20 protein-coding genes are annotated in these 21,065 nt (G+C 69.4%); 10 read left to right on the forward strand and 10 right to left on the reverse strand.

What is annotated here, in order from left to right; genetic code table 11:
* Window positions 1–212 precede the first annotated feature (212 nt).
* The 3 genes from D1409_RS10500 (at window position 213) to D1409_RS10505 (ending at window position 3,279) form a co-directional block, all read left to right on the forward strand.
* Window positions 213–548, forward strand: coding sequence for a DUF7344 domain-containing protein (locus D1409_RS10500; protein ID WP_123536803.1), 336 nt, complete (start codon window positions 213–215; stop codon window positions 546–548).
* A gap of 109 nt (window positions 549–657) precedes the next feature.
* Window positions 658–789, forward strand: coding sequence for a hypothetical protein (locus D1409_RS25575; protein ID WP_268895820.1), 132 nt, complete (start codon window positions 658–660; stop codon window positions 787–789).
* 315 nt (window positions 790–1,104) lie between these two features.
* Window positions 1,105–3,279 carry an amino acid permease gene (locus D1409_RS10505; RefSeq protein WP_123536805.1) on the forward strand — a complete coding sequence of 725 codons (2,175 nt, stop codon included), beginning with the start codon at window positions 1,105–1,107 and terminating at the stop codon, window positions 3,277–3,279.
* A 60-nt stretch (window positions 3,280–3,339) separates the two neighbouring features.
* Here D1409_RS10505 and D1409_RS10510 read toward each other — a convergent pair whose 3' ends face one another.
* Both D1409_RS10510 and D1409_RS24475 read right to left on the reverse strand, forming a co-directional pair.
* Window positions 3,340–5,148, reverse strand: a complete 1,809-nt coding sequence (locus tag D1409_RS10510) for a formate/nitrite transporter family protein (RefSeq protein ID WP_123536807.1) — start codon at window positions 5,146–5,148, stop codon at window positions 3,340–3,342.
* 25 nt (window positions 5,149–5,173) lie between these two features.
* A complete protein-coding gene (locus D1409_RS24475; protein ID WP_164471634.1) occupies window positions 5,174–5,347 on the reverse strand; it encodes a hypothetical protein in 174 nt (57 codons plus the stop codon).
* A 51-nt stretch (window positions 5,348–5,398) separates the two neighbouring features.
* Between D1409_RS24475 and D1409_RS10515 the strand changes: the two genes are divergently transcribed.
* Window positions 5,399–7,255: a cation:proton antiporter domain-containing protein gene (locus tag D1409_RS10515; protein WP_123536809.1), complete on the forward strand. Its 1,857-nt coding sequence runs from the start codon at window positions 5,399–5,401 to the stop codon at window positions 7,253–7,255.
* A gap of 109 nt (window positions 7,256–7,364) precedes the next feature.
* On the opposite strand, the gene D1409_RS10520 is transcribed toward D1409_RS10515, so the two are convergent.
* The 3 genes from D1409_RS10520 to D1409_RS10530 all read right to left on the reverse strand — a co-directional run bounded on the left by D1409_RS10520 (window position 7,365) and on the right by D1409_RS10530 (window position 10,778).
* Window positions 7,365–8,996, reverse strand: coding sequence for a PAS domain-containing protein (locus D1409_RS10520; protein WP_123536811.1), 1,632 nt, complete (start codon window positions 8,994–8,996; stop codon window positions 7,365–7,367).
* Between the two features lie 355 nt (window positions 8,997–9,351).
* The gene (locus D1409_RS10525) at window positions 9,352–10,491 is read right to left on the reverse strand and encodes a thiolase family protein (protein ID WP_123536812.1); all 1,140 of its coding nucleotides are present in this window, start codon (window positions 10,489–10,491) and stop codon (window positions 9,352–9,354) included.
* A gap of 65 nt (window positions 10,492–10,556) precedes the next feature.
* Complete coding sequence (locus D1409_RS10530; RefSeq protein ID WP_123536814.1) at window positions 10,557–10,778, reverse strand: hypothetical protein; 222 nt, start codon at window positions 10,776–10,778, stop codon at window positions 10,557–10,559.
* 159 nt (window positions 10,779–10,937) lie between these two features.
* Here D1409_RS10530 and D1409_RS10535 point away from each other — a divergent pair, with 159 nt between their 5' ends.
* Window positions 10,938–12,314, forward strand: coding sequence for an ATP-binding protein (locus D1409_RS10535; RefSeq protein WP_123536816.1), 1,377 nt, complete (start codon window positions 10,938–10,940; stop codon window positions 12,312–12,314).
* 135 nt (window positions 12,315–12,449) lie between these two features.
* Window positions 12,450–13,217 (forward strand): DUF7537 family lipoprotein, encoded by a 768-nt coding sequence (locus tag D1409_RS10540; protein WP_164471635.1) that lies wholly within the window; start codon window positions 12,450–12,452, stop codon window positions 13,215–13,217.
* An 81-nt stretch (window positions 13,218–13,298) separates the two neighbouring features.
* Here the strand turns inward: D1409_RS10540 and D1409_RS10545 are convergent, their stop codons facing one another.
* Entirely contained in the window at window positions 13,299–14,318 is a 1,020-nt protein-coding gene (locus D1409_RS10545; RefSeq protein ID WP_123536820.1) for an NADP-dependent oxidoreductase, read from the reverse strand.
* A gap of 72 nt (window positions 14,319–14,390) precedes the next feature.
* Window positions 14,391–15,695, reverse strand: a complete 1,305-nt coding sequence (locus D1409_RS10550) for an outer membrane protein assembly factor BamB family protein (protein ID WP_164471636.1) — start codon at window positions 15,693–15,695, stop codon at window positions 14,391–14,393.
* Window positions 15,696–15,818: 123 nt separating this feature from the next.
* Here D1409_RS10550 and D1409_RS10555 point away from each other — a divergent pair, with 123 nt between their 5' ends.
* The 3 genes from D1409_RS10555 to D1409_RS10565 all read left to right on the forward strand — a co-directional run bounded on the left by D1409_RS10555 (window position 15,819) and on the right by D1409_RS10565 (window position 18,507).
* Window positions 15,819–16,112, forward strand: coding sequence for a hypothetical protein (locus tag D1409_RS10555; RefSeq protein ID WP_123536824.1), 294 nt, complete (start codon window positions 15,819–15,821; stop codon window positions 16,110–16,112).
* A gap of 121 nt (window positions 16,113–16,233) precedes the next feature.
* Entirely contained in the window at window positions 16,234–16,692 is a 459-nt protein-coding gene (locus D1409_RS10560; protein WP_123536826.1) for a TRAM domain-containing protein, read from the forward strand.
* Between the two features lie 141 nt (window positions 16,693–16,833).
* Window positions 16,834–18,507, forward strand: coding sequence for a lipopolysaccharide biosynthesis protein (locus D1409_RS10565; protein WP_123536828.1), 1,674 nt, complete (start codon window positions 16,834–16,836; stop codon window positions 18,505–18,507).
* Between the two features lie 18 nt (window positions 18,508–18,525).
* On the opposite strand, the gene D1409_RS10570 is transcribed toward D1409_RS10565, so the two are convergent.
* Window positions 18,526–19,353 carry a hypothetical protein gene (locus D1409_RS10570; protein ID WP_123536830.1) on the reverse strand — a complete coding sequence of 276 codons (828 nt, stop codon included), beginning with the start codon at window positions 19,351–19,353 and terminating at the stop codon, window positions 18,526–18,528.
* 109 nt (window positions 19,354–19,462) lie between these two features.
* On the opposite strand from D1409_RS10570, the gene D1409_RS10575 reads away from it, so the two are divergent.
* Window positions 19,463–20,248: an SDR family oxidoreductase gene (locus tag D1409_RS10575; RefSeq protein WP_123536832.1), complete on the forward strand. Its 786-nt coding sequence runs from the start codon at window positions 19,463–19,465 to the stop codon at window positions 20,246–20,248.
* A gap of 9 nt (window positions 20,249–20,257) precedes the next feature.
* Here the strand turns inward: D1409_RS10575 and D1409_RS10580 are convergent, their stop codons facing one another.
* Both D1409_RS10580 and D1409_RS10585 read right to left on the reverse strand, forming a co-directional pair.
* Window positions 20,258–20,719 (reverse strand): hypothetical protein, encoded by a 462-nt coding sequence (locus D1409_RS10580; protein WP_123536834.1) that lies wholly within the window; start codon window positions 20,717–20,719, stop codon window positions 20,258–20,260.
* A gap of 1 nt (window position 20,720) precedes the next feature.
* Window positions 20,721–20,951: a hypothetical protein gene (locus tag D1409_RS10585; protein WP_123536836.1), complete on the reverse strand. Its 231-nt coding sequence runs from the start codon at window positions 20,949–20,951 to the stop codon at window positions 20,721–20,723.
* Between the last annotated feature and the right edge of the window lie 114 nt (window positions 20,952–21,065).

Below are 21,065 nucleotides of genomic sequence, written 5' to 3' on the forward strand. Positions count from 1 at the left end.
TAACTACAACCTTCCGCCGGCGGAGTCGCAAACCGATAGGCATCCGATCAGTATCTGACACGTATCGAGAACTGAACGATCCGAAATCGGGACTCGGACACCCAGCCCGCCCGACACGACTGACGGAGTCACACACCTAATCACTTATAGCGATCGCTTACACGGAGTCGTGTCTTCTCTCAGAGTACGTCCGACGAAGACGGAACCTATCCATGTCACAGACCACAGACGAGTCGACAGACCGCGACGGAACAGTAGCCGACCTGACCGCCGACGAGCGGTACGACCTCCTGGCGGCCGACCGCCGGCGACTGACGCTGGCCGCCCTCTCGGAACTCGGTGCGCCGGCGGACCTCGAGGACGTGGCGGCCGAGGTCGCCGCCCGCGAGTCCGACGAGGACTCCCCGCCGACGGCAGTGGTCGATCGAGTCGCGGTCTCCCTCCATCACGTGCACCTGCCACGGATGGCCGACCTCGACGTCGTCGACTACGACACGGTGTCGAACCGTATCGAGGCCGTACGAGCGACCTCGACCCTATCGATCTGAGCGTGCCCGACGACCCCCTCGCTTCGAGTCGACGAGCGGCCGGTGTGCGGTTCCGAGACGAACCACCGCGGCACGAATCGACGAGCGGCCCCGAACAGGGGAACCACCAGTGAACGCGCTCTGTCCCAACTGCCGTGACGCCCACGGTGACGTGACCGACAGGAACCACGACACCGAGGCCGGCCTGGAGGTCGGATTCTGCTGTCCCGATTGCGACCACGAGTGGAACGTGACGCTGTAGCCGCGCCGCCGCCGGTCGACAGATCCAGTTCCGCGCCTCGCGGAGATTGCGGGTTCGTCATTGACATACTGACTCACACATATATCGACAAATATCCGACCACTCGCACCCGGTTCGTCGGTACTGTTGGGGATCCATACACTTATACCGCCCCACCCGATCCGGTAAGACAAGTACCACTGTGACTGTCGCTACCAGTTCCGACTTCGACGTCTTCCGGTCGCAGTACGGCCCCCTCGCACCCGGCGCCGGACCGAACGGTCCACCGGTCGCGAGCGCAATTCACCTTCGTTCCGCCGGTGGCTCTACGAACCGATGAAGTCACTCGAGCGGGACCTGGGACTGCCGACGGTTCTGGCGATCAGTATCGGCGCGATGATCGGGAGCGGCATCTTCATCCTGCCGGCGCTGGCGCTCGACATCGCCGGGCCGTCCGTCGTCCTCGCGTACCTCCTCGCGGGAGTGTTCGTCCTGCCGGCCGCGCTCTCGAAATCGGAGATGGCGACCGCGATGCCGGAGGCCGGCGGCACGTACATCTACATCGAGCGCGGGATGGGCCCGCTCCTCGGGACCATCGCGGGCGTCGGCACGTGGTTCGCGCTCGCCTTCAAGGGCGGCCTCGCGCTCGTCGGCGGGGTCCCCTACCTCCTCATCGTGTTCGACCTGCCCGTCAAGCCCGTCGCGCTCGCGCTCGCGGCGGTCCTGATACTGATCAACCTCGTCGGGGCGAAACAGACCGGGCGACTGCAGGTCGTCATCGTCGTCGCCATGCTCGCGGCGCTGTCCTGGTTCGTCGTCGGGAGCGCCCCGGGCGTCCGGCAGACCAACTTCGAGCCGTTCTTCACGGACGGGGCGGGCGGACTGCTCGCCGCGACCGGCCTCGTGTTCGTCTCCTACGCCGGCGTGACGAAGGTCGCGAGCATCGCCGAGGAGATCGAGAACCCCGACCGGAACATCCCGCTGGGGATCCTCGGCTCGCTCGGCTTCACGACGCTGCTGTACGTCCTCATCGTCGCCATCATGGTCGGCGTCACGGACGCCGGCGTCGTCGCCGGGTCGAAAGTGCCGGTCGCCGACGCCGCCCGCGCGACGCTCGGCGCGTTCGGCGTCGGCGCGGTCGTCGTCGCCGCCGTTCTGGCGCTGGTCTCGACGGCCAACGCCGGCATCCTCTCCTCGTCGCGATACCCCTTCGCGATGGCCCGCGACGGCCTCGTCCCCGAGACGCTCGCCGCCGTCAGCGAACGCTTCGGGACGCCCTCGACCTCGATCACCCTCACCGGCGCGGTGCTGCTGACGCTGATCGCGTTCGTCCCGATCCTGGACATCGCCAAACTCGCCAGCGCGTTCCAGATCCTCGTGTTCATCCTGATCAACCTCACGATCGTCGCCTTCCGCAAGGGCGAGATGGAGTACGAGCCCAGTTTCGAGTCGCCGCTCTACCCGTGGACGCAGATATTCGGCGTCCTCGGGGGCCTCGTGCTCATCACGCAGATGGGACGGATCGCGATTCTCGGTGCAGTCGTCATCACGCTCGGGAGCGCGGTGTGGTACTTCGCCTACGCGCGGCCGCGCATCCAGCGCGAAGGCGCCGCGACGGACGTCGTCCGACGCCGGGTCGGCCGGAACGTCCTCACCGAGACCGAGTCGGCCATCGACAGGGAGACCTACGAGGTCCTCGTCGCGCTCACCGCCGAGGCGAGCCGCGAACGCGAGCAGGCGCTCCTCCGAATGGCCGCAGACCTCGTCCGGCCACACGACGGCCGCGTCGTCGTCGTCTGGTTCGAGGAGGTGCCCGACCAGGCGCCGCTCGAGACGGCCGCGGAGGTCCAGTCGCCCGCCGAGGTTCGCTTCGAGGAGCAGACCGACGACCTCGCGGTCGACCTCGACGTGGACGTCGACGTGGGCGAGATCGTCAGCCACGACACCAAACACGCGGTCGTCAACTTCGCCGAACACCGGCGGGTCGACGCGATCGTCGCGGAACACGAGCGCCTCCGCCTCCGCTCGCGGCTCGTCGGCGACCCCATCGACTGGGTGGTCCGACACGCGCCGTGCGACGTGTTGCTCGTCGACAACAGGGGGTACGACCGGCCCCGACTCGTCGAACTCGTGAGCGACGGCGGGCCGTTCAACCCCGACCAGGTCGCCGTGGCCGAGGCCATCGCGAGCCAGAACGACGCCGAAGTGAGCATCGGATACCCCGAGACCGACGGGAGCCCCGAACAGCGCGAGCGGACGATCGAAGAGTACCGCGAGCAACTCGGAGAGCTGCTGTCGGTCCCGATCCGCACACCGGGATCGACGGCCCCCGACGGCGGGTCGTCGTCGCCCGACCTCCGTATTCGGCGCGGCGCCGACCACCGGCTCCGCGGTGCGCTGCTCGACCGAGACTCGTCTCAGCCCGTGGACTGCACGGAGATATCCGTCCACCCGCACGAGTCCGGCCAGCCCGGACTCGTGCGGCGCTTCCTCGAACGGGTCGTCTTCTGAGGCGGACGCGGCCCGCCGGTTCGCGGGTCGCCCGCTACCGGAGACCGCCGGTCCGAGCGGTCACTTCTCCCGCCGGCCGCTCCCGAACAGGCGCTCTCTGAACGGTCTGTCGCTGGGCCGCTCGGCGAGCAACACGGACGCTTCGACGTCGTTGACGACGTCCAGATGCAGCGAGTCCGAGACGAGCCGCGAGAGCATCCCCCTCTCGGTCGCGCCCAGGAGGACGAGCGTGTGGTCGGCGGCGTGACGTTCGATAGCTCCCTCGATGTCGCCGGACTCGTCAGTGACGAGAGCCGCGCCGTCGAGGCCGTGGTCGGCGGCCCACTCGTCGAGGAACCGCTCCCCCGCTTCGCGCTCGGCCGGGCCGTCGACAACGTGTAACAGCGACACCTCCGCGCCGGCCGTCGTCCGGAGCGCGTCCGCGATCTCCGCGCTGAGGTCGGAGTCCGGGCCGCCCGCGGTCGGCAACAGGACCCGCGAGCAGTCGAGTCCGCGGTCCTTGACGACGAGGAAGTCACAGGGGAGGCGGTTCGTCAGCTCGTCGATGGGGCGCTCGGCGCGGGCGTCGTTCCAGAGGCGTCCGTTCCCCCAGCCCATCACCACGAGGTCGGGACGGGTGCGCCGCGCCCGGTCGAACACCTCCTCGAAGGAACGCGAGGAGACGATCGTCGACGTCTCGAAGGCCACGTCGTCCCGGGCGACCCGCTGTTCCAGCCCGTCCAGGAGCCGTTCGGACTCGCCGGTGATCCGGCTCCGGTTCCCCCGCTCGTCGAGCGACATCTGCTTCGGCGTCTGGACGATGTGGACGGCGTGGACGGTGCCCTTCTCCCGGGTGCTCGCGAGCGCGCAGGCGAACTCGACCAGCGGCGCTTCGGTCCGCGGGTTCGAGATGGGGACGAGGATCCGGTAGGAGTCGGGGTCGCGGACGAACTCTTCGAGCGTGTCGACCAGCGGCACATACGAGCGCCCGGCGAGGTTGCCGAGGAGCATCTCCCGCCCGGAGAGCCGGCGGACGTTCTCGAACTGCTCGACCTCGAGCCGGCGCTCGCTGGTCTGGTAGTAGTTGACGACGGTGACCAGCAGGATTCCCCCGAGCGTGTTGCCCACCAGCACCGGGATCACGAACTCGAAGAGGCCGGTCGTCAGCGCGAGGTCGCCGGCGAGCATCGTGTAGACGACCTCGGTGAAGGAGACGACGACGTGGAAGAGGTTCCCCAGCGGGATCGCCAGGAACGCGAGATAGACGATAGCGAGCCGGGAGACCGTCTCGCGGGCGGCGAAGTCCATCCACACCACGCCCGCGACGATCAGCCCCGCGAAGGCGGCCTTGAAGAAGAGGGCGGTGACCGGCGTCTCGACTCCGTTCTGTGCGAGGCCGAGGGCGTAGTCGGCCGCCGCGGGCTCGAAGACGCCGCCGTAGGCGAGCACCACGGCACCGATCGCACCGCCGGCGAAGTTGCCCGCGAGGACGATCAGCCAGTGGCGAAACAGGGACGGCACGCTGGCCAGCCGTTCGAGCGTCAGCGCCACGGGCGGGAGCGTGTTCTCGGTGTAGAGCTGGTACCCGCCGATGATGATGTAGATGAACCCCAGCGGGTAGAGCAACACCGCGGCGACCTTCGACTCGGTCGACGCGGACATCGAGGCGTACAGCAGGAAGGTGATCGTGATCGCGAACCCGCCGGCGAGCCCGCTGAAGAAGAGTTCGCGCGAGCCCGACGTGATCTCGTGGTCGGCGTCGGCGACGACCCGCTGGAACACCTCGTCAGAGGAGAACCGGCCGGGAACGACTTCCCCCGTTTCGGGGACACCGCCCTCCGACCCCTCCGGTTGCTGCCCCGTCTGCGACTCGTGTTCGGAATCGGCCATCGTCCACACCCGCGTCACCGAGGAACTAAGAGGTTTGTCTCCGCGCCGGCGTCGCGCTCGTCTCCGCGCCGGTCTCGACGAACCCGGGGACGCTCGGGAACGCCACCGCGGTCCACCCGGGGACGCCCGGGAACGCCACCGCGGTTCGGCCGGGGACGCCCGGGAACGCCACCGCGGTCCGGCCCGAGACGCCGGCCACTGGGACGGCAGACCGTGTGTTTTTACGTCCCGCCTCCGGTAGCGCAGATACATGGCCGAGAGTCCGCTGCTCCTGTTGGTCGCCGGTATCATCGGTATCGGCGTTCTCTCGCAGATACTGGCCGACAGGCTTCAGATCCCGGCGATCGTCTTCTACATCGCGGCGGGGCTGGTGGTGGGGCAACCGGGGCTCCAGATCGTCACCGCGGAGACGTTCGGGACCGCGATGCCGACGATCGTCGGGTTCGCGGTCGCGATCATCGTCTTCGAGGGGGCCTTCCACCTGAAGATCGAACGCATCAAGGCGGCCCCACAGGCGGCGCTCAGGCTCGTGACCGTCGGCGCGCTGATCGCACTCGCCGGGACCGCACTCGCGGTGCGGTTCGCCTTCGGCGTCTCCTGGAACCTCTCGCTGGTCATCGGGTCCCTGCTGGTCGCGACCGGGCCCACCGTCGTCACGCCGATACTGAAGATCGTCCCCGTCCGCGACCAGGTCGCGACGGCGCTGGAGGTCGAAGGGATCGTCAACGACGTGACGGCGGCGATCCTCGCGGTCGTCTTCTTCCAGACCGTCAATCCCGCGACCGCGGGGGGCGACCTGATCCGGGGCTTCGTCGTCCGCCTCGGCGTCGGACTGCTGTTCGGACTGGTCGTCGCCGGAATCGTCTACTACCTGCTCCGGTACGTGGACCTCTCGCCGGGAGACGCGCCGCGCAACGCCCGACTGCTGGTCCTCGCCGGTGCGCTGGTGGCGTTCTCCGCCGCGAACTTCGAGGCGACCGAGGCCGGCGTCGCCGCCACCGCGACCGCGGGGTTCCTGCTCGGTAACGCGGACGTCCCGTACGAAGAGGAGATAGAGGCGTTCAAAGGCGACGTGACGCTGCTCGTGCTGGCGTTCGTCTTCATCGGACTCGCGGCGCTGCTCGAGCCCGCCGCGCTCCTCGAGGTCGGGTTCGCGGGGGTGCTCGTGGTCGTCGCGATCGCGCTCGTCATCCGTCCGGCGCTCGTGTTCCTGTCGACGACCGGCGACAAGTTCACTCGACAGGAGCGGACGTTCATGAGTCTGGTCGGACCGCGCGGCATCATCCCGGCCTCGGTCGCGACGCTGTTCGCGGTGCAACTACAGGACGCCGGTCTCACACAGGAGGCGAACATCCTGCTGGGGACCGTCTTCCTGGCCATCCTGCTGACGGCCGTCTTCGAGGGCGGTCTCGCGCGCTACATCGCACAATACCTGGACGTGATACCAATGAGAGTCATCATCGTCGGAGGCGGGAAGGTGGGCCGGTCGCTCGCCGAACGCCTCGAAGCCCGAGGGGAGAACGTCGTGATCATCGAGAAAGAGCAGACGATCGCCGAACAAGCCCGCAACGCCGGCTTCAGGGCCGCCATCGGCGACGGTACGGACACGGACGTCCTGCGGGAGGCCGGCGCGAACAACGCGAAGACGGTCGTCGCCGCCACCGGCGACGACGACGCGAACCTGCTCGTCTCGCAACTCGTCAACTCGAAGTTCGACGTCGAGCACGTCATCGCACGGGTGAACAACCCCGACAACGTCGACGCCTTCGAAGAGCTGGGCGTTCGGACCATCTCCGCGTCGATGGCGACCGCGTGGGCCATCGACAACCAGATCGAACGCCCGGCCATCGCCCACTGGATGACCGACGTGGGTCGCTCGGGCGACGTACAGGAGGTCGAGGCCACCAGCGACAAGATCATCGGCAAGACCGTCCGCGAGGTCGGCCCGATGCTCCCCGACGCCTGCCTCATCGCCCTGCTCAGCAAGGGCGACCACGAGTCCGCCGAGGTGCCCGCCGCCGACACCGTCATCGAGCGGGGCGACCACCTCACCCTCCTCGGTCGCACCGAGTCAGTCCGTGAAGGGATGAAACTCGTCAGCCCCTGACCGAACGAATCGACAGCCGGACCCGAGTCTCTTCTCGCGACACGCGACGACACGACAAGTGAGAGCCGAGGCCGTACCGCTCGGTCAGGGGACCGGCCGCGCTCTGTCACTACTCCACGGGGATCCGGATACCGACGCAGGTCCCCTCGTCGTGGTCGACGAGCAACTCGCCGCCGAGTCGGTCGACGCCCCACGAGACCGCCCAGATGTCCAGGTCGTTCGCGTGTTCGAGCTGCGTCTCCCGGCCGATCTCGACGGCGAGGACGTCCTCGTCGTGGACGAAGCGGTCGTCGGCCTCGACCGTGAGGACGACGTAGTCGCCCTCGCGCTCCACCCGCGTCCTGACCGGCGCGTCCGCGTTGGCGGTCGCGTACGACAGCAAGTGCTCACACACCGTCGCGACTAGTTCGTCGGAGCGACGCACCGAACACTCGCCCTCGACCGTGATCGACACGTCGTGACCCTCACGCTCGAGTTCGGCGACCACCTCGGCGGCGAGACCGGCCGCGTCCGCCGGTTCGTCGGCGACCGGGTCGATGCCCATACTCGCCTCGACGGCCAGCGCCTGTTCGGTCACGTCGACAAGCGAGTCGGCCGTCTCCCGCAACCGGCCGGCGATGCGCTCCTCGCCCGCGTCGTCGACGGCGTTAGCCATCCCGTAGACTGCGGTCATGTCGTTGCGGACGTTGTGTCGCAACACCCGGTGGAGGACTTCGAGGCGCTGGCGGCGGATCCGCTCGTCGGTCACGTCCCGGAGCGCCACCGCGTACCCCGCGTGGGCGTTCTCCTCCCGGCGCACCCGGGAGACCGACACGTCGAAGTGGCGCTTGCCGGTCGGCCCCTCGATGACGGTCGTGCGTTCGGCCGGCAGGCCCGATGGATCGAGATCCTCGGCGTCGAACAGCGCCGTGAGCGGTTCGCCCGCGACGGCCCCGTGCGTCCGGCCGAACAGTTCCTCGGCGGACTCGTTCACGTCGACGATCCGCGCGTCGGCGTCGACGACGACGACCGCGTCGTTGAGGTTCGACACGACCACGTCGCGACCGATCGCCTCCGCGATGGGGAGCGACCGGTAGGGGCGGCCCACACCGACACCGACGACCACCGCCGTCAGGATCACCACCTGCGTGACGACAGCGCCCGTGCCCACCGACATGGCCCCGCCGGTCTCCAGCGTCGAGGTGACCAGCGGCGCCGCCCCGAGCGCGATCCCGATCAGCGACAGCGCGATACCGCGGGTGCGCTCGAACGACGCGTACCTGGTCGCGTCCCAGATCAACAGGAGCGACAGGCCGACGAGGATCCCCCAGGCGGCGGTCGTCGGCGCGCCCGTCAGGAACAGGAAGAGCGGTCCGACGGCCTCGAGCGGCGGGTTGACCGGCAGTATCGGCGTCAACCGGCCCACGGCACCGACGAGGCCGACCGCCGGGACCGCCATCACGAGGACGACGATCAGTCCGCTGCCCGCGTCGCGCCCGGTGTAGGCGACGACGAACGCGGTCCAGCCGATCGCACCGCCCAGGACAGCGATCTGCGTCAGCGGGTTGAGCAGCGCTGGCTGTCGGTCCAGTCCCACGACGAGCGCCTCGGCCAGCGTCACGACGGCCAGCAAGGCCACTACGCCGACCAGCCCGGTCCCACCCGGACGGTCGAGCGCTCCCCGCAACCGCCACGCGACCCACGCGAACGCGGCGGCGACGACGGCCAGAATCGGCCCACCCACCAGCGGCGCCGAAATCACAGTATCGTTAATTACAACTCAGTATAAATATTTTTTCAGTTTAGAATATTCCCTTTAGTAATCACTTCGGTATCAGGCGTTCACGCCATCGTGGACGCCACTCGGCCAAAAAGATGGGGCAAAAAGCCGCTCACTCACTCCGTTCGCTCGCGGCCAACCGCGCGCCGGCGGCGCGCGGACGTTACGGCGCTCTGAACTCGATCGCCGCGCCCTGCCGCGACCACCTTTTTCGCCTCGGGTGTCCTCGCGGCGCATCGCGCCGCTGCGGGCACCACTCGGCCAAAAAGATGGGGCAAAAAGCCGCTCACTCACTCCGTTCGCTCGCGGCCAACCGCGCGCCGGCGGCGCGCGGACGTTACGGTACTCTGAACTCGATCGCCGCCCCTTGCCCGAACCCGACGCACTCCGTCGCGAGCCCGAGTTCGTCGCCGCGGTGGTTCATCTCGTGGATCAGGGTCACCGGCAGGCGCGCGCCGGAGGCGCCGAGCGGGTGGCCGAGCGCGATGGCGCCGCCGTTGACGTTGTAGCTGTCGTCGTCGAAGCCGAGTTCGCGCTGGCAGTAGAGCGCCTGGCTCGCGAACGCCTCGTTGAGTTCGACGAGGTCGAAGTCGTCGGGGTCCCGCCCCGTCCGCTCGCAGAGCTTGCGGACCGCGGGCACCGGCCCGACGCCCATGATGGTCGGATCGACGCCCGCGACCATGTGGTCGCCCACTTCCGCGAGCACGTCCAGCCCGTGGTCGTCGGCGAACGCGCGGGACGTGATCATCGTCCCCGCGGCGCCGTCGGAGATCTGCGAGGCGTTGCCGGGCGTGATCGTCCCCTCGCTCTTGAACACGGTCGGGAGCCCCGCGAGCGTTTCGAGCGAGGTGTCGCGGCGGATCCCCTCGTCCTCACTGACGGTGCCGTCCTCGGTCTCGACGGGGACGATCTGGTCGTCGAAGCGGCCCGAATCCGTCGCGTCGGCCGCTCGCTGGTGGCTACGGAGGGCGTACTCGTCCTGGTCCTCCCGGGAGACGTCGAACTCCTCGGCGACCTTCTCGGCGGTCATCCCCATCTGGAGCTCTCCGATGTTGTACAGTTCGGCGAGCCGCGGGTGGACGTTGTGGGTGTTCTGCCCGAGTTCGACTCGACTCATCGACTCGACGCCGCCGGCGATCACGCAGTCGCGCTGGCCCGCTGCGATGGCGTCCGCACCGCGCATGATCGCCTCGGCCGAGGAGGCACACCAGCGGTTGATCGTCGCCGCCGGCACGTCCTCGCCGAGTTCGGAGAGGAGTGCGACCACGCGAGCCATGTTGTTGCCCTGCTCGTCGCGCTGTTGCGCACAGCCCCACAGCAGGTCGTCGACCTGGTCGCCCGCCAGTCCCGTGTCGGCGAGCATCTCGTCTATCAGCGGTATCGACAGGTCCTCGCTACGAAGGTCCGCCAGCGCGCCGTCCTCCTTCCCCTGGGGTGTCCGTCGCGCCTGAACGACGACCGGAGTCGTGTCCGTCATAGGTCCCAAGACGGGCCGAGTCGTGTTAAGTCCTCACAAACCGAGGGCACGCAGTTCGGAGTTTCTCAGAGCAGTTCGGCCACCAGCAGGAGGGCGACCGGCGCGACCATCAGCAGGAGGCCGACGACGACCAGCAGTGCCGGCAGGACGACGCCCACGTCGGCGGCCAGCCACAGGCCCACGCCCCCGACCACCAGCACGAGCCCGAGGAGGCCGAGCAGCCACCTGACGAGGCTACCGAACCCGAAATCCGTCGCGAGCGTCGCCACGTCGAGTACTTCGTCCATCGGATGCGTCTCGACACCGATCCGACATAAATCCGGCGAGACGTGACAGTTCGGGGCTATAAAGCCGGCCGGACGCGGGCACAGGGGCGGCCCGTCGGTCGCGCAGCGACGAGTCGAGTTCGCGAGACTTATCCCGGCCGGGGCCGAATTACGGTGAGAATGAGCGATCCGGAGCTTGCAGTCGTGGAGTTCGTGCTGACGGCGCAGGCCTACAGCGAACACCGCGACCTCGACGCGGACGATCTGCCGCCCGCATACCGGGCGGTATTCTGGAACGATGGGGAGATTGAGCGGCCGCTCTCGGCCACTACCACCACGGCACGGGAGGCGACGGAGGTCCAGCAGCCCTGGGAGGCCATCTCCGGGCTGATGTTCACCGACCGTGACGACTTCTCGGGTACGATCACCTTCACCGACGAGGAGATGGCCAGAGAGTGGTACCTCGACCAGGTGGACGCCGACCACGTCAACGAGAACCCGGTGCTCGCCAGCGTCTACGAGGGCGAGATCGAGGGCGTCGACTACGAACTCGCGCGCGAGGAGAACCGACCCATCCGGGCGGACCGCGTGTGGATCGACAACCTCCTCGAGGAGTACTTCGACTCCGACGACGAGGACGAACAGGAGATGCTCGACCTCGTCGACATCCGCGCGCCCGAGGAGGTCGAGATCACCATGGACGACCTCGTGCTCACCCCCGACCAGGAAGGGGAGATCCACAAGATCGTCAAGGCCATCGAACACCGCGACTACCTCGCGACGATCGGCCTGCGCGAGATCGGGAAACTGCTGTTCGTCGGCCCGCCGGGCACCGGCAAGACCTCCATCGCTCGCGCGCTCGCGAGTGAACTCGACCTGCCGTTCGTCGAGGTGAAGCTGTCGATGATCACCTCACAGTACCTCGGTGAGACGGCCAAGAACGTCGAGAAGGTGTTCGAGGTCGCCACCCGGCTCTCCCCGTGTATCCTGTTCATGGACGAGTTCGACTTCGTCGCGAAGACCCGCTCCTCGGACGAGCACGCCGCGATCAAACGCGCCGTCAACACGCTGCTCAAGAGCATCGACGAGGTGAGCCTCATCGAACACGAGGTCCTGCTCATCGGCGCGACGAACCACCCCGATCAGCTCGACGCCGCGGCGTGGCGGCGCTTCGACGAGATCGTCAACTTCCCCAAGCCCGACGACCAGATGCGCTCGGACATCCTCGAGGTCGTCACCCGCGAGATGGAGATCCTCGACTTCGACCCGATGGAGGTCGCCCGGCAGACCGAGGGACTGACCGGCAGCGACCTCCGCATGGTCCTCCGGGAGGCCGTCCTCGAAGCGCTGACCGAGGAGCGAACCACGCTCACCCAGCAGGACCTCCTCGACGCCGTGGAAGACTTCGAGGAGCGGGACAACCTCAAGAACATGGACATGATCGACGGCGACCACGACGCGCTCGTGGCCGGCGGCGACATCGCGGGCGCGGGCGACAGCGAGTCGAGCGCCGCCTCCGACGGCGGCCACGACCACGACCACTCACACGACCACTGACGACGCGGATCCGGGCCGTCGCCTGCGGCCGGTCCTCGGCGGACCGTTCCACCGGGACCGGCGCGAAACCATCGCTCGGACTATATACTCGCTAGTCCTACGCGTGTCATGTCTCGACAGCTACAGACGTGGGTGATGGTAGGGGTCGTCGTGCTGGTGGCCGGCTGCGCGGGCGGTCCGAGCCTCGATGGCGACGACCCGGCGGAGGCCGCCGACGGTGGGTCCGGCGACGCGGGCGATGCGGCGGGCGGAGACGGCGATAGCGCCGGCGCCTCCGTGGCCGAGAACCGGACCGCGCTGCTCGTCGAGGCGGGGAGCTACACGTCCTACTGGCAGATGCGAGCGACCGAGGACGGCGTCGTGACCAGCGAGACGACGTACACGAACGCGGTCGATTACGACCGCAAGCGGACCGCTTTCTCGGCCCGGATGGCGTCCGCGGACAGCGTCCAGATGGACTACGAGACGTACCACGCGGACGGTCGGACCTACCAGCGCCAGGGCGAGGGCGACGACGCGACGTACTCGGTCGTCGACGGCGAGTTCAGGCCGGGCGCGTCCGTCGCGATGACGACCAACGTCGACGACGCGGACGACCTCGCGGAGTTCACGAACGAGGGCACCGAGACCCACGAGGACGTGACGGTGACCCGCTACGTCAGGACCCAGGAACCGAGCTGGCTCGCGAACCGGGCGGAGACCGACAGCAACCTCACCTGGACGGAGTTCCGCTTCACCGTGCTCGTCGACGAGGACGGGCTCGTGCGCTCGGAGGGATGGGAAGCCGAAGGCGTCGACGAAGACGGCTCGACGTACGTCATGTCGTTCACGTACGCGCTCTCGAACGTCGGTTCGACCGCCGTCGAGGAACCGGCCTGGGCCGCGAACGCCCGGGATCAGTAGCGCCGGAGCGGGCGGCGCAGGCGGAGCGGACCGAGCGAGCGAGCGGACTGACCGAGCGGAGCGGCGATCGCCTGGCCGCTCTCAGTCGTCCGGGTCGCTCACCTTCACGAGCTGTTTTCCGATGTTCTCGCCCTCGAACAGCCCGAGGAACGCGTCGGGGGCGTTCTCCAGCCCCTCGGTGACGGTCTCGCGGTACTCGATCTCGCCGGAGGCGACCCACTCGGCCAGCCGCTCGGTCGCCGTCTCGAAACGGGGGGCGAAGTCGCCGACGAGGAAGCCCTCGACGCGCGCTCGGCTGACGACGAGCTGGCCGAGTTTGCGCGGTCCGGTCGGGCGCTCTTCGGCGTTGTAGAGCGATATCTGGCCGCAGACGGCGACGCGGGCGTCGACGTTCAGGCGGTCGAAGACGGCGTCCGTGATCGGGCCGCCGACGTTGTCGAAGTAGGCGTCGACGCCGTCGGGCGCCGCCTCGTCGAGTGCGTCCCCGTAATCCTCGGCCGTCTTGTAGTTGATCCCGGCGTCGAAGCCCAGGTCGTCTTCGAGGAAGGCGACCTTCTCGTCGGACCCGGCGAAGCCGACGACGCGAGCGCCCGCGAGCTTCGCGATCTGGCCGGCGACCGAGCCGACGGCGCCCGCGGCGCCCGTGACGACGAACGTGTCCCCCGGGCCGGGCTCGGCGACATCGCGGGTGCCGAAGTAGGCGGTGCGGCCGGGCATGCCGAGGACGCCCAGCGCGGTCGAGACGGGGGCCAGGTCGGGGTCGATCTGAGTGAGTTCGGTCCCCGGAGCGGTCGCGTAGTCCGCCCAGTCGAGGTTCCCGACGACCACGTCGCCCGCCTCGAAGCCGGCGCCGTTGGACTCGACGACCTCGCCGACGACGCCGCCGTGGAGCGGGTCGCCGACCGCCCAGGCGTCGGCGTAGGACTCGCCGGCGTCCATCCGCCCGCGCATGTACGGGTCGACCGAGAGATATCGAGTGCGGACGAGCGCCGCACCGGGCCCGGGCTCGGGCACGTCGGTCTCGACCAGTTCGAACGTCTCGGCGTCCGGTTTCCCCGCGGGTCGGCTCGCCAGGCGGAACTGCCTGTTGCTGTCGGGCATGTTCACGGATACGGCAGTGACACCGAAGAACCCGACGACTCGTGCGGCCCGTGACGGCGACCGCCCGAACGCTCACTCCGTGACGACGACCAGCTGACCCCCCTCGCCGTCGTCGCCACCGGTCGCGACCGCCAGACCGCCGTCGACGACCGCGGGTGCGGCACTGGGTGGGGCGCCCAGCGACAGGGTCCAGCGGCCGCCCCCGTCGGCGGGGTCGAGTGCGTGGAGCGCGCCGCCGTCGGCCGTCCCGGTCGCGACGTAGACGGCCTCGCTGTCTGCGACCGGCCCGCCGACGATCCGGCCGCCGAGAACCGTCGACCAGACGGGGTCGCCGCCGTCGGTCGGCACTGCGGCGAGTTCCCCGTCCGCTCCGGCGAGGACGACGTCGTCGGTCACGGCGAGCGGACCGTCGACGGGCGTGTCACGTCCCCACTCCTTGTCGCCCGTCTCGGCGTCGAAAGCACTGATCCCGCCGAACTGCCGGGCGACGAAGAGGCGGTCGTCCGCGTGGACCGGTGGGACGCCCCGCTGTGCGCTGACGGTCCGCCGCCAGTCGGTGTCGCCTCGGCGCGCCGTCAGCGCGAGGACGACCCGTTCGTTCGCCCCTCTCGGGGTCGTGACGTACACCGTCTTCGCGGTCCCGGCGGGCGTCGCGAGCGGTCGGCCGCCGAGCGGGACGCCCCAGCGCTGGCTCCCGTTGTCGGCGTAGAGCGCCAGCGCGCCGTCGCCGGCGGCACAGAACCGATCGCCGACAGGCGTCGGCGCGAACGCGCCGATCCCGGTCGGTGTGCCCCGCCACGCGACCGATCCGTCGAAGGCAACCGACTGCAGTCCGTCGCCGGTGGCAAGGAACGCCCGTTCGCCGGCGACGACGGGCGGTGCCTCGACGCGGGCGTCGAGCGACAGCGTCCACTCGGTGGTGCCCCGTCGCAGGTCCACCGCGGTGAGCCAGTCCGTTCCCGCCATGAAACATCGGGGCCCGGCGACGACCGGCTGGACGGCTGATCCCGGCAGGTCGCGGCGGTACGCGACCGCCGCGCTGTCGGCCGGTCCGGCGGTCTCCGGGACGAACGCCCGTCGGCCGGCGTCGCCGCGGTAGGCCGCGTACGTCCCCGAGACGCGGGCAAGCGGTTCCGGCGTCGGCGTGGGCGACGGCGTCGCCGACGCGGTCGGTGTCGGTTCGACGGTCGCACTCGCTTCGGGCGCGTCCGTGTCCGCAGCCGCCGGTGTGGCGTCCGGCGACCCGTCTCCGGGTTCGTCGCCAGACCCGAGGGAGAGACAGCCGCTCAGTCCGGCGGTGAGTCCCGCAGCGAGCCCGCCCGTCGCCGCGGCCCGGAGGTACGCGCGCCGCGTCCGTTCGTTCCCGTCCCCTGTCATGCCCCGGAGTCGGCCGCCGGCGGGCATAGTGGTTGTGGTCGATCTGGTGGGGTCGGTCCGTGCCGACCACGGACCGGAGCGCCACCGTCAGGGTTTCGGCGGTGACGCCCGAACCGTCGGCGTATGTACGTCTCACCGGCGGTCCGTACGATCCGCGACGACCCGTTCGAGGGCGAGTCGGTGACGCTCCTGCTCGAAGTCGCCGACGAGGTGCCCGTCGACGACGTGGCCGACGCCGTCCGCGAGGTCGGCGGGCGCGTCGACGACGAACTCGAGTTCCGGACGCTGAAGACGGTCGTCGCTCACGAGCAGGTCGGCGCAGTCTGCGAGATCGAGGGGATCGAAACGGTCGAGACGGGGAACACGCTGGGGATCGACCCGGACGGCGCGGGCGAGGACGTCCGCCCCGACTGGTGAGGCGGGTGGGCCGGGCCGGTGGTCCGCCCCCGAGAGAGCGGCGAGAGCGGAGTTTCGGCGTCCGACAGGCGCTGCCGGCGAGAGCGCAAGCGTTTACTTCGCCCCAGCGGTAGTCCTCGTCATGCCCGACTGTCCACTCGCGGACGAGTGCCCCAGTTTCCAGGAGCGCATCGAGGGGATGGGCTGTACGCACTACGGCGACCGCGGCGGCGCCGAGTGGTGTAACCATTACAATCAGCCGATCGAGGACCTCAAGAGCCAACCAGTCAAGCCCGGCGAAGAAGTCGTGGTGACCGTCGAGGACATCCACGAGAGCGGCGCCGGCGTCGGTCGGACCGAGGACGGCTTCATCATCATGGTCGACGGCGTCCTGCCGCCGGCCCGCGCCAAGGTGAAGATCCGCAAGGTCCGCTCGAACCACGCCCGCGCCGAGGAGGTCGAACGCCTCCCCGACGACCCCGAAGAGGACGGCGACGACGCCGAACTCGAGGACGACGCGGAGGCCGACGACGAGGAGGCCGACGAGTCGAACGACGACCGCGAGCGCCTCGGTAGCCGCGACAACTTCTGGGGCTCGTAGCCCGGAACGCGTCCGGCACTCCCACCTGGACAGTCGTGACGCCGCGTCTCCGACTCCGCCGGCCCGCCTCTCCCGTTCGGATCGCAGTCCGACTCGCCTCCTTCAGCGGTTTTATGACGCCAGATCCGCCATCGTAGTGTCGTGGTCCCCGACGCAAGCGTCTCCGAAGACACCGGCGCCGAATCTGCGCCGGTAGCGCCCGATTCGGCCAGCGACGAGGCCGACGGCGAGGCGCCCGTCGACCCCGTAGAGGACCGCCTCGACGACGCGCTCGAACGGGTCGCCCACGGCGCGACGGTCTCGGTCCCGAGCATCCTCGTCCAGCGCGGCCTGACCGTCGCGTTCACGGCGGTCCTCACCAACGGCTTCGCCGCGAGTTCCTACGGCGTCTTCGCGGTCGCGCGCCGCCTCCAGCAGTTCCTCCTCCACCTCTCGCTGGGCTTCCGGAGCGGCCTGAGTCGCTTCCTCCCGAACGCCGACTCCGCGGCCGAGCGCGACGCGCTCGTGACCGTCGCGGGCCTCCTGCTCGGGACCGCCGCGACCGTGTTCGGCGTCGCGCTCTTCGTCGGCGCGCCCGCCGCGACCCGGATCACCGACCAGCGACCGCTGTTCACGACGATACTCCGCGTGTTCGCACTCGGGTTGCCGGCGACCGTCTGGCTGTTCACCGCCACCGAGATACTGCGCGGACTGGAGGAGGTCGGGCCGCTCAACCTCACGCTCCGGATCGGCTTCCCCGCGGCGCAGCTGGTCGTCGGCGTCGTCGGGACCGTCGTCTACGGCGACCTCGTCGCGGTCGCTATCGGCGTCGTCGCGGTCTCCGGCCTCGTCGCGCTCGGTGCGACGGCGTGGCTCGTCCGCGAGCGCGGTATCGGCCTCAGATTTCGGTCGACCGCCGATCCGGCTGCCGGAAGCGGGAGCGAGCGCGACGACAGCGACGACAGCGACGACAGCGACGGCGTCGCCCTGCGGTCGGTCTGGCGTCGGTACGTCGGGTACACGATCCCGCTGTTCGTCGGCGGATTCGCGACGACGACCCAGCGGCTCGGCTTCTACCCGCTCATCGCACTGTACCTGACGGACGTAGCCGGCGGCGTCTTCGCCGTCGGGATGGTCGTCGGGGCGCTCGTCCGCCTGCCGCTGATCGGGCTCAATCAGTTCGTCCCGCCCGTGGCCGCCGCGCTCCACGAGGACGACCACCGCGCGGCGCTGGCCCGCTTCTACCACGTCACCAGCCGGCTCGTCCTCGTCGGCGTGGTCGCCCTCGCGATCCCGGTGATCGTCTACCGCGAGACCGTGATGTCGCTGTTCGGTCCCGCGTTCGTCCCCTACGCCCCGCTGCTCGTCGGGTTCGTCCTCGCGCAGTTCGGCGCCTGCGCGGTCGGGAGCGTCGGCATCCTCCTGATGATGACCGACAACCAGCGGGCGTACCTGGTCGTCAACGTCCTCATCACGCTCGCGCTGGCCGTGATCGCTGTGCCGCTGACGATCCGGTTCGGACTGGCCGGCCTGGTCGCGAGCTACGTCCTGATGCTGACGCTCAACAACGGGCTGGAGGTCGCCGTGCTGTACCACTTCGAGCGGCTCCAGCCGTTCACGTGGCTCCACGGGAAACCCCTCGTGGCCGCCGTGCCGCTGGGCGTGATCGCGTGGAGCGCGAAGGCGCTGCTATCGGGGGCCGCCGGACCGGTCGTCGGTGTGGTAGTCGGACTCGGTGCGTACGCGGTGACGCTCCGCGCGCTCGGGTTCACGTCCGCAGAGCACCGCCTCGCCGCGACGCTCGCCGAGCGGTATCGGGCGGTTCTCGCGCGCTGACCGCAAGCGCCGCGCCGTTCACCCGGTGACCCCGTTCAGAACCGGGACGAGGAGAAACAGCGACAGGAGGCCGACCCAGGCGACGGCGATGCCGATGAGCCGTTTCGCATGACCCAGCTGGTAGGTCGCCGCCGCGGACTCTCCGCGGTCGGTGACGACGAGCGGCTGTCCCAGCCAGCGTCGCAGCCCGCTGAGCTCGCGCTTCGCGACGAGCGCGTTCGCGTCGGCCGCGTTCGCGAGCGCCGCCGCGTCCGGTCTCGCGTATCCGACGACACGGACCTCCTGTCCGGGCTCGAGTCGCCGCTCGACGAATCGCACCTTCGTCTCGTTCGTCCCTTCCAGGGGACCGACAGTCGCCGACGCCTCCAGCCGGAGGTCCCCCCTGTCGTCGACGTACGACACCACCTCGGGCGGCGCGTTGTCGCGCCCCGTCACCTCGCACCTGTAATCTTCCGAGAGCGCCAGGTCGAATCCCTCGGTGTCCACTACTGCGTCGCCGGTCCACCCGTCGAGGAGGAACCGCGGTCGCACGACCGTCCGGTCGAAGTTCGACCAGTTGCCGCGGCCGTCGGTACCCTCCATGAACACCTCGATCTCGAACTCGTAAGCGACGCACTCGGTGCCCGTTACCGGCGCCGCGACCGTCCCGTCATCCGGGAGCGCTCTCGCGTCGCCGTCCACCAGGCTGGTTCCCTCCGAGAGCACGCCCGGCTCTGTCGGTTCGAGCCGCCGTAATCGGCGGTAGATCCGATACTTCCAGACGCCACCCCACACCAGCACCAGCGCCGGCGCTCCGAAGACCGCGACGACCAGCGCCGGCAGGACGAACGCCCCCATATCGACCATGCAGACTGTGAATTCTTCTGACACAAAAGCTTGCCGCGTCGCTCGCCGGAGGAGACAGTCCGCTGCCGCTTCCCCGAGACATTTGGCCACGCGACTCCACCGGGTGCACATGGATCTCCGACTCGACGGAAGCGCGGCACTGACGACAGCCAGTTCGAGCGGTCTCGGCCTCGCGAGCGCGAAGGCGCTGGCCCGCGAGGGCGCGGACGTGGCCGTCTGCGGGCGGACGGAATCGCACCTCGAATCCGCCGAGGAGGAACTTCGGTCGCTGGGCGACGGGGACGTGCTCGCCGTGCAGGTCGACCTCACCGACCGGGCGGAGGTCGAGGCGTACGTCGAGCAGGTCACCGAGCAGTTCGGCGGTCTCGACCATGTCGTCATGAGCGCGGGCGGTCCGCCCAGCGGGGCCTTCCGCGAGATGGACGACGAGGACTGGTACGGCGCCTACGACACGCTCGTCATGTCCGCGGTGTGGACGACGCGCTTCGCCTATCCGCACCTCTCGGACTCCGACCAGGGCTCGATCACGGCGATCACCTCCCGCTCGGTACAGGAAGTCATCGACGACCTCGTGCTGTCGAACGCCGTCCGCCGCGCGGTCATCGGGATGGTGAAGACGCAGGCCCGGGAGTTCGCGCCCGAAGTACGAGTCAACGCGGTGCTCCCGGGCGCTCACGAGACCGCCCGCATCGAGGAGCTCATCGAGGACGGCGTCGAGCGCGGCGAGTACGACAGCTACGAGGAAGGGCTGGCGGACAAGGGGTCGTCCGTCCCGCTGGGCCGGATCGGGGACCCGCAGGAGCTCGGCGACGTGGTGGCGTTCCTCGCGAGCCCGCGAGCGAGCTTCGTGAACGGGACGGCGCTGCCCATCGACGGCGGGTCGATGCGGAGCTAGAACGGCGACTCAGGCGGCTTCTGCGGTTTCGTCCGGAGACTCACGGCAGCCGAGCAGATACCCGGTCGCAGTCCCGACCGGGACCGAGAACCAGCCGACGTAGAGGAGGCTCACCGTGCCGACGAACAGCGCTGCCCCGAGTCGCTCCACCGGGTTCCCGACGCCGCCGAGCGTCTCGCCGAACAGGCTCGCGAGGAGGACGAACCCCGAGGGACCGAGGAGCCCGGTAGCGGCGCCCGCCAGCGCGCCACGGCGCCGGGTCGACCACCGGTCCAGCCGTTCGACGAACGCGAGCCAGCAGAGTGTGCCTACCCCGCCGGTGCCGAGGGCGACGAGCGCGTACAGCGGGGCGCTCCCCGACCCCTCACTACCGGGGAGGAACTCGAAGGCCAGCAACAGCCCGCCGCCGGCGAGACAGAAGGCGACGCCAGCTTCGAGCGTCCGCCGGAGCGGCGACTCGCGGTCGGCCATCTCACCGCGTCCCCGGCGACCCACCGGTCGCGGAATCGCCGTCCACGCTCAGCGACCAGACGAGCAGTCCGAGCGAGGTCAGCGCGACGAAGACGGAGACGATGTAGCCCAGCGTCCCTGCTTCGCCGAGGATCGCACCGGGGAGGAACGCGGAGACTATCAGCAGCGCGACGCCGGAGAGGGTCCCCACGCCGGCGACGACGAGCAGCCAGAAGCGCACTGCCGGATCCATTCTGGGCGACAATTGGCCACCACGTGGTATGAGCGTTCCGGCGGTCGCGGGACCGACGCGCTCGGTGTGGACCCGTCCGAAATGTTACCAAAACGCGGTTCAGCGAACGGTTTT

Source organism: Halosimplex salinum (assembly GCF_003730195.1).
Lineage (GTDB): Archaea > Halobacteriota > Halobacteria > Halobacteriales > Haloarculaceae > Halosimplex > Halosimplex salinum.

Excerpts from the sequence above, each read along its gene's own strand:
- D1409_RS10525 (WP_123536812.1), bottom strand. The coding sequence starts at position 10,491 with ATGACGGACACGACTCCGGTCGTCGTTCAGGCGCGACGGACACCCCAG.
- D1409_RS10575 (WP_123536832.1), top strand. The coding sequence starts at position 19,463 with ATGGATCTCCGACTCGACGGAAGCGCGGCACTGACGACAGCCAGTTCG.
- D1409_RS10555 (WP_123536824.1), top strand. The coding sequence starts at position 15,819 with ATGTACGTCTCACCGGCGGTCCGTACGATCCGCGACGACCCGTTCGAG.
- D1409_RS10560 (WP_123536826.1), top strand. The coding sequence starts at position 16,234 with ATGCCCGACTGTCCACTCGCGGACGAGTGCCCCAGTTTCCAGGAGCGC.
- D1409_RS10550 (WP_164471636.1), bottom strand. The coding sequence starts at position 15,695 with ATGACAGGGGACGGGAACGAACGGACGCGGCGCGCGTACCTCCGGGCC.
- D1409_RS10585 (WP_123536836.1), bottom strand. The coding sequence starts at position 20,951 with ATGGATCCGGCAGTGCGCTTCTGGCTGCTCGTCGTCGCCGGCGTGGGG.
- D1409_RS10500 (WP_123536803.1), top strand. The coding sequence starts at position 213 with ATGTCACAGACCACAGACGAGTCGACAGACCGCGACGGAACAGTAGCC.
- D1409_RS10580 (WP_123536834.1), bottom strand. The coding sequence starts at position 20,719 with ATGGCCGACCGCGAGTCGCCGCTCCGGCGGACGCTCGAAGCTGGCGTC.
- D1409_RS10510 (WP_123536807.1), bottom strand. The coding sequence starts at position 5,148 with ATGGCCGATTCCGAACACGAGTCGCAGACGGGGCAGCAACCGGAGGGG.
- D1409_RS10535 (WP_123536816.1), top strand. The coding sequence starts at position 10,938 with ATGAGCGATCCGGAGCTTGCAGTCGTGGAGTTCGTGCTGACGGCGCAG.
- D1409_RS10515 (WP_123536809.1), top strand. The coding sequence starts at position 5,399 with ATGGCCGAGAGTCCGCTGCTCCTGTTGGTCGCCGGTATCATCGGTATC.
- D1409_RS10540 (WP_164471635.1), top strand. The coding sequence starts at position 12,450 with ATGGTAGGGGTCGTCGTGCTGGTGGCCGGCTGCGCGGGCGGTCCGAGC.
- D1409_RS10530 (WP_123536814.1), bottom strand. The coding sequence starts at position 10,778 with ATGGACGAAGTACTCGACGTGGCGACGCTCGCGACGGATTTCGGGTTC.
- D1409_RS10570 (WP_123536830.1), bottom strand. The coding sequence starts at position 19,353 with ATGGTCGATATGGGGGCGTTCGTCCTGCCGGCGCTGGTCGTCGCGGTC.
- D1409_RS10545 (WP_123536820.1), bottom strand. The coding sequence starts at position 14,318 with ATGCCCGACAGCAACAGGCAGTTCCGCCTGGCGAGCCGACCCGCGGGG.
- D1409_RS10505 (WP_123536805.1), top strand. The coding sequence starts at position 1,105 with ATGAAGTCACTCGAGCGGGACCTGGGACTGCCGACGGTTCTGGCGATC.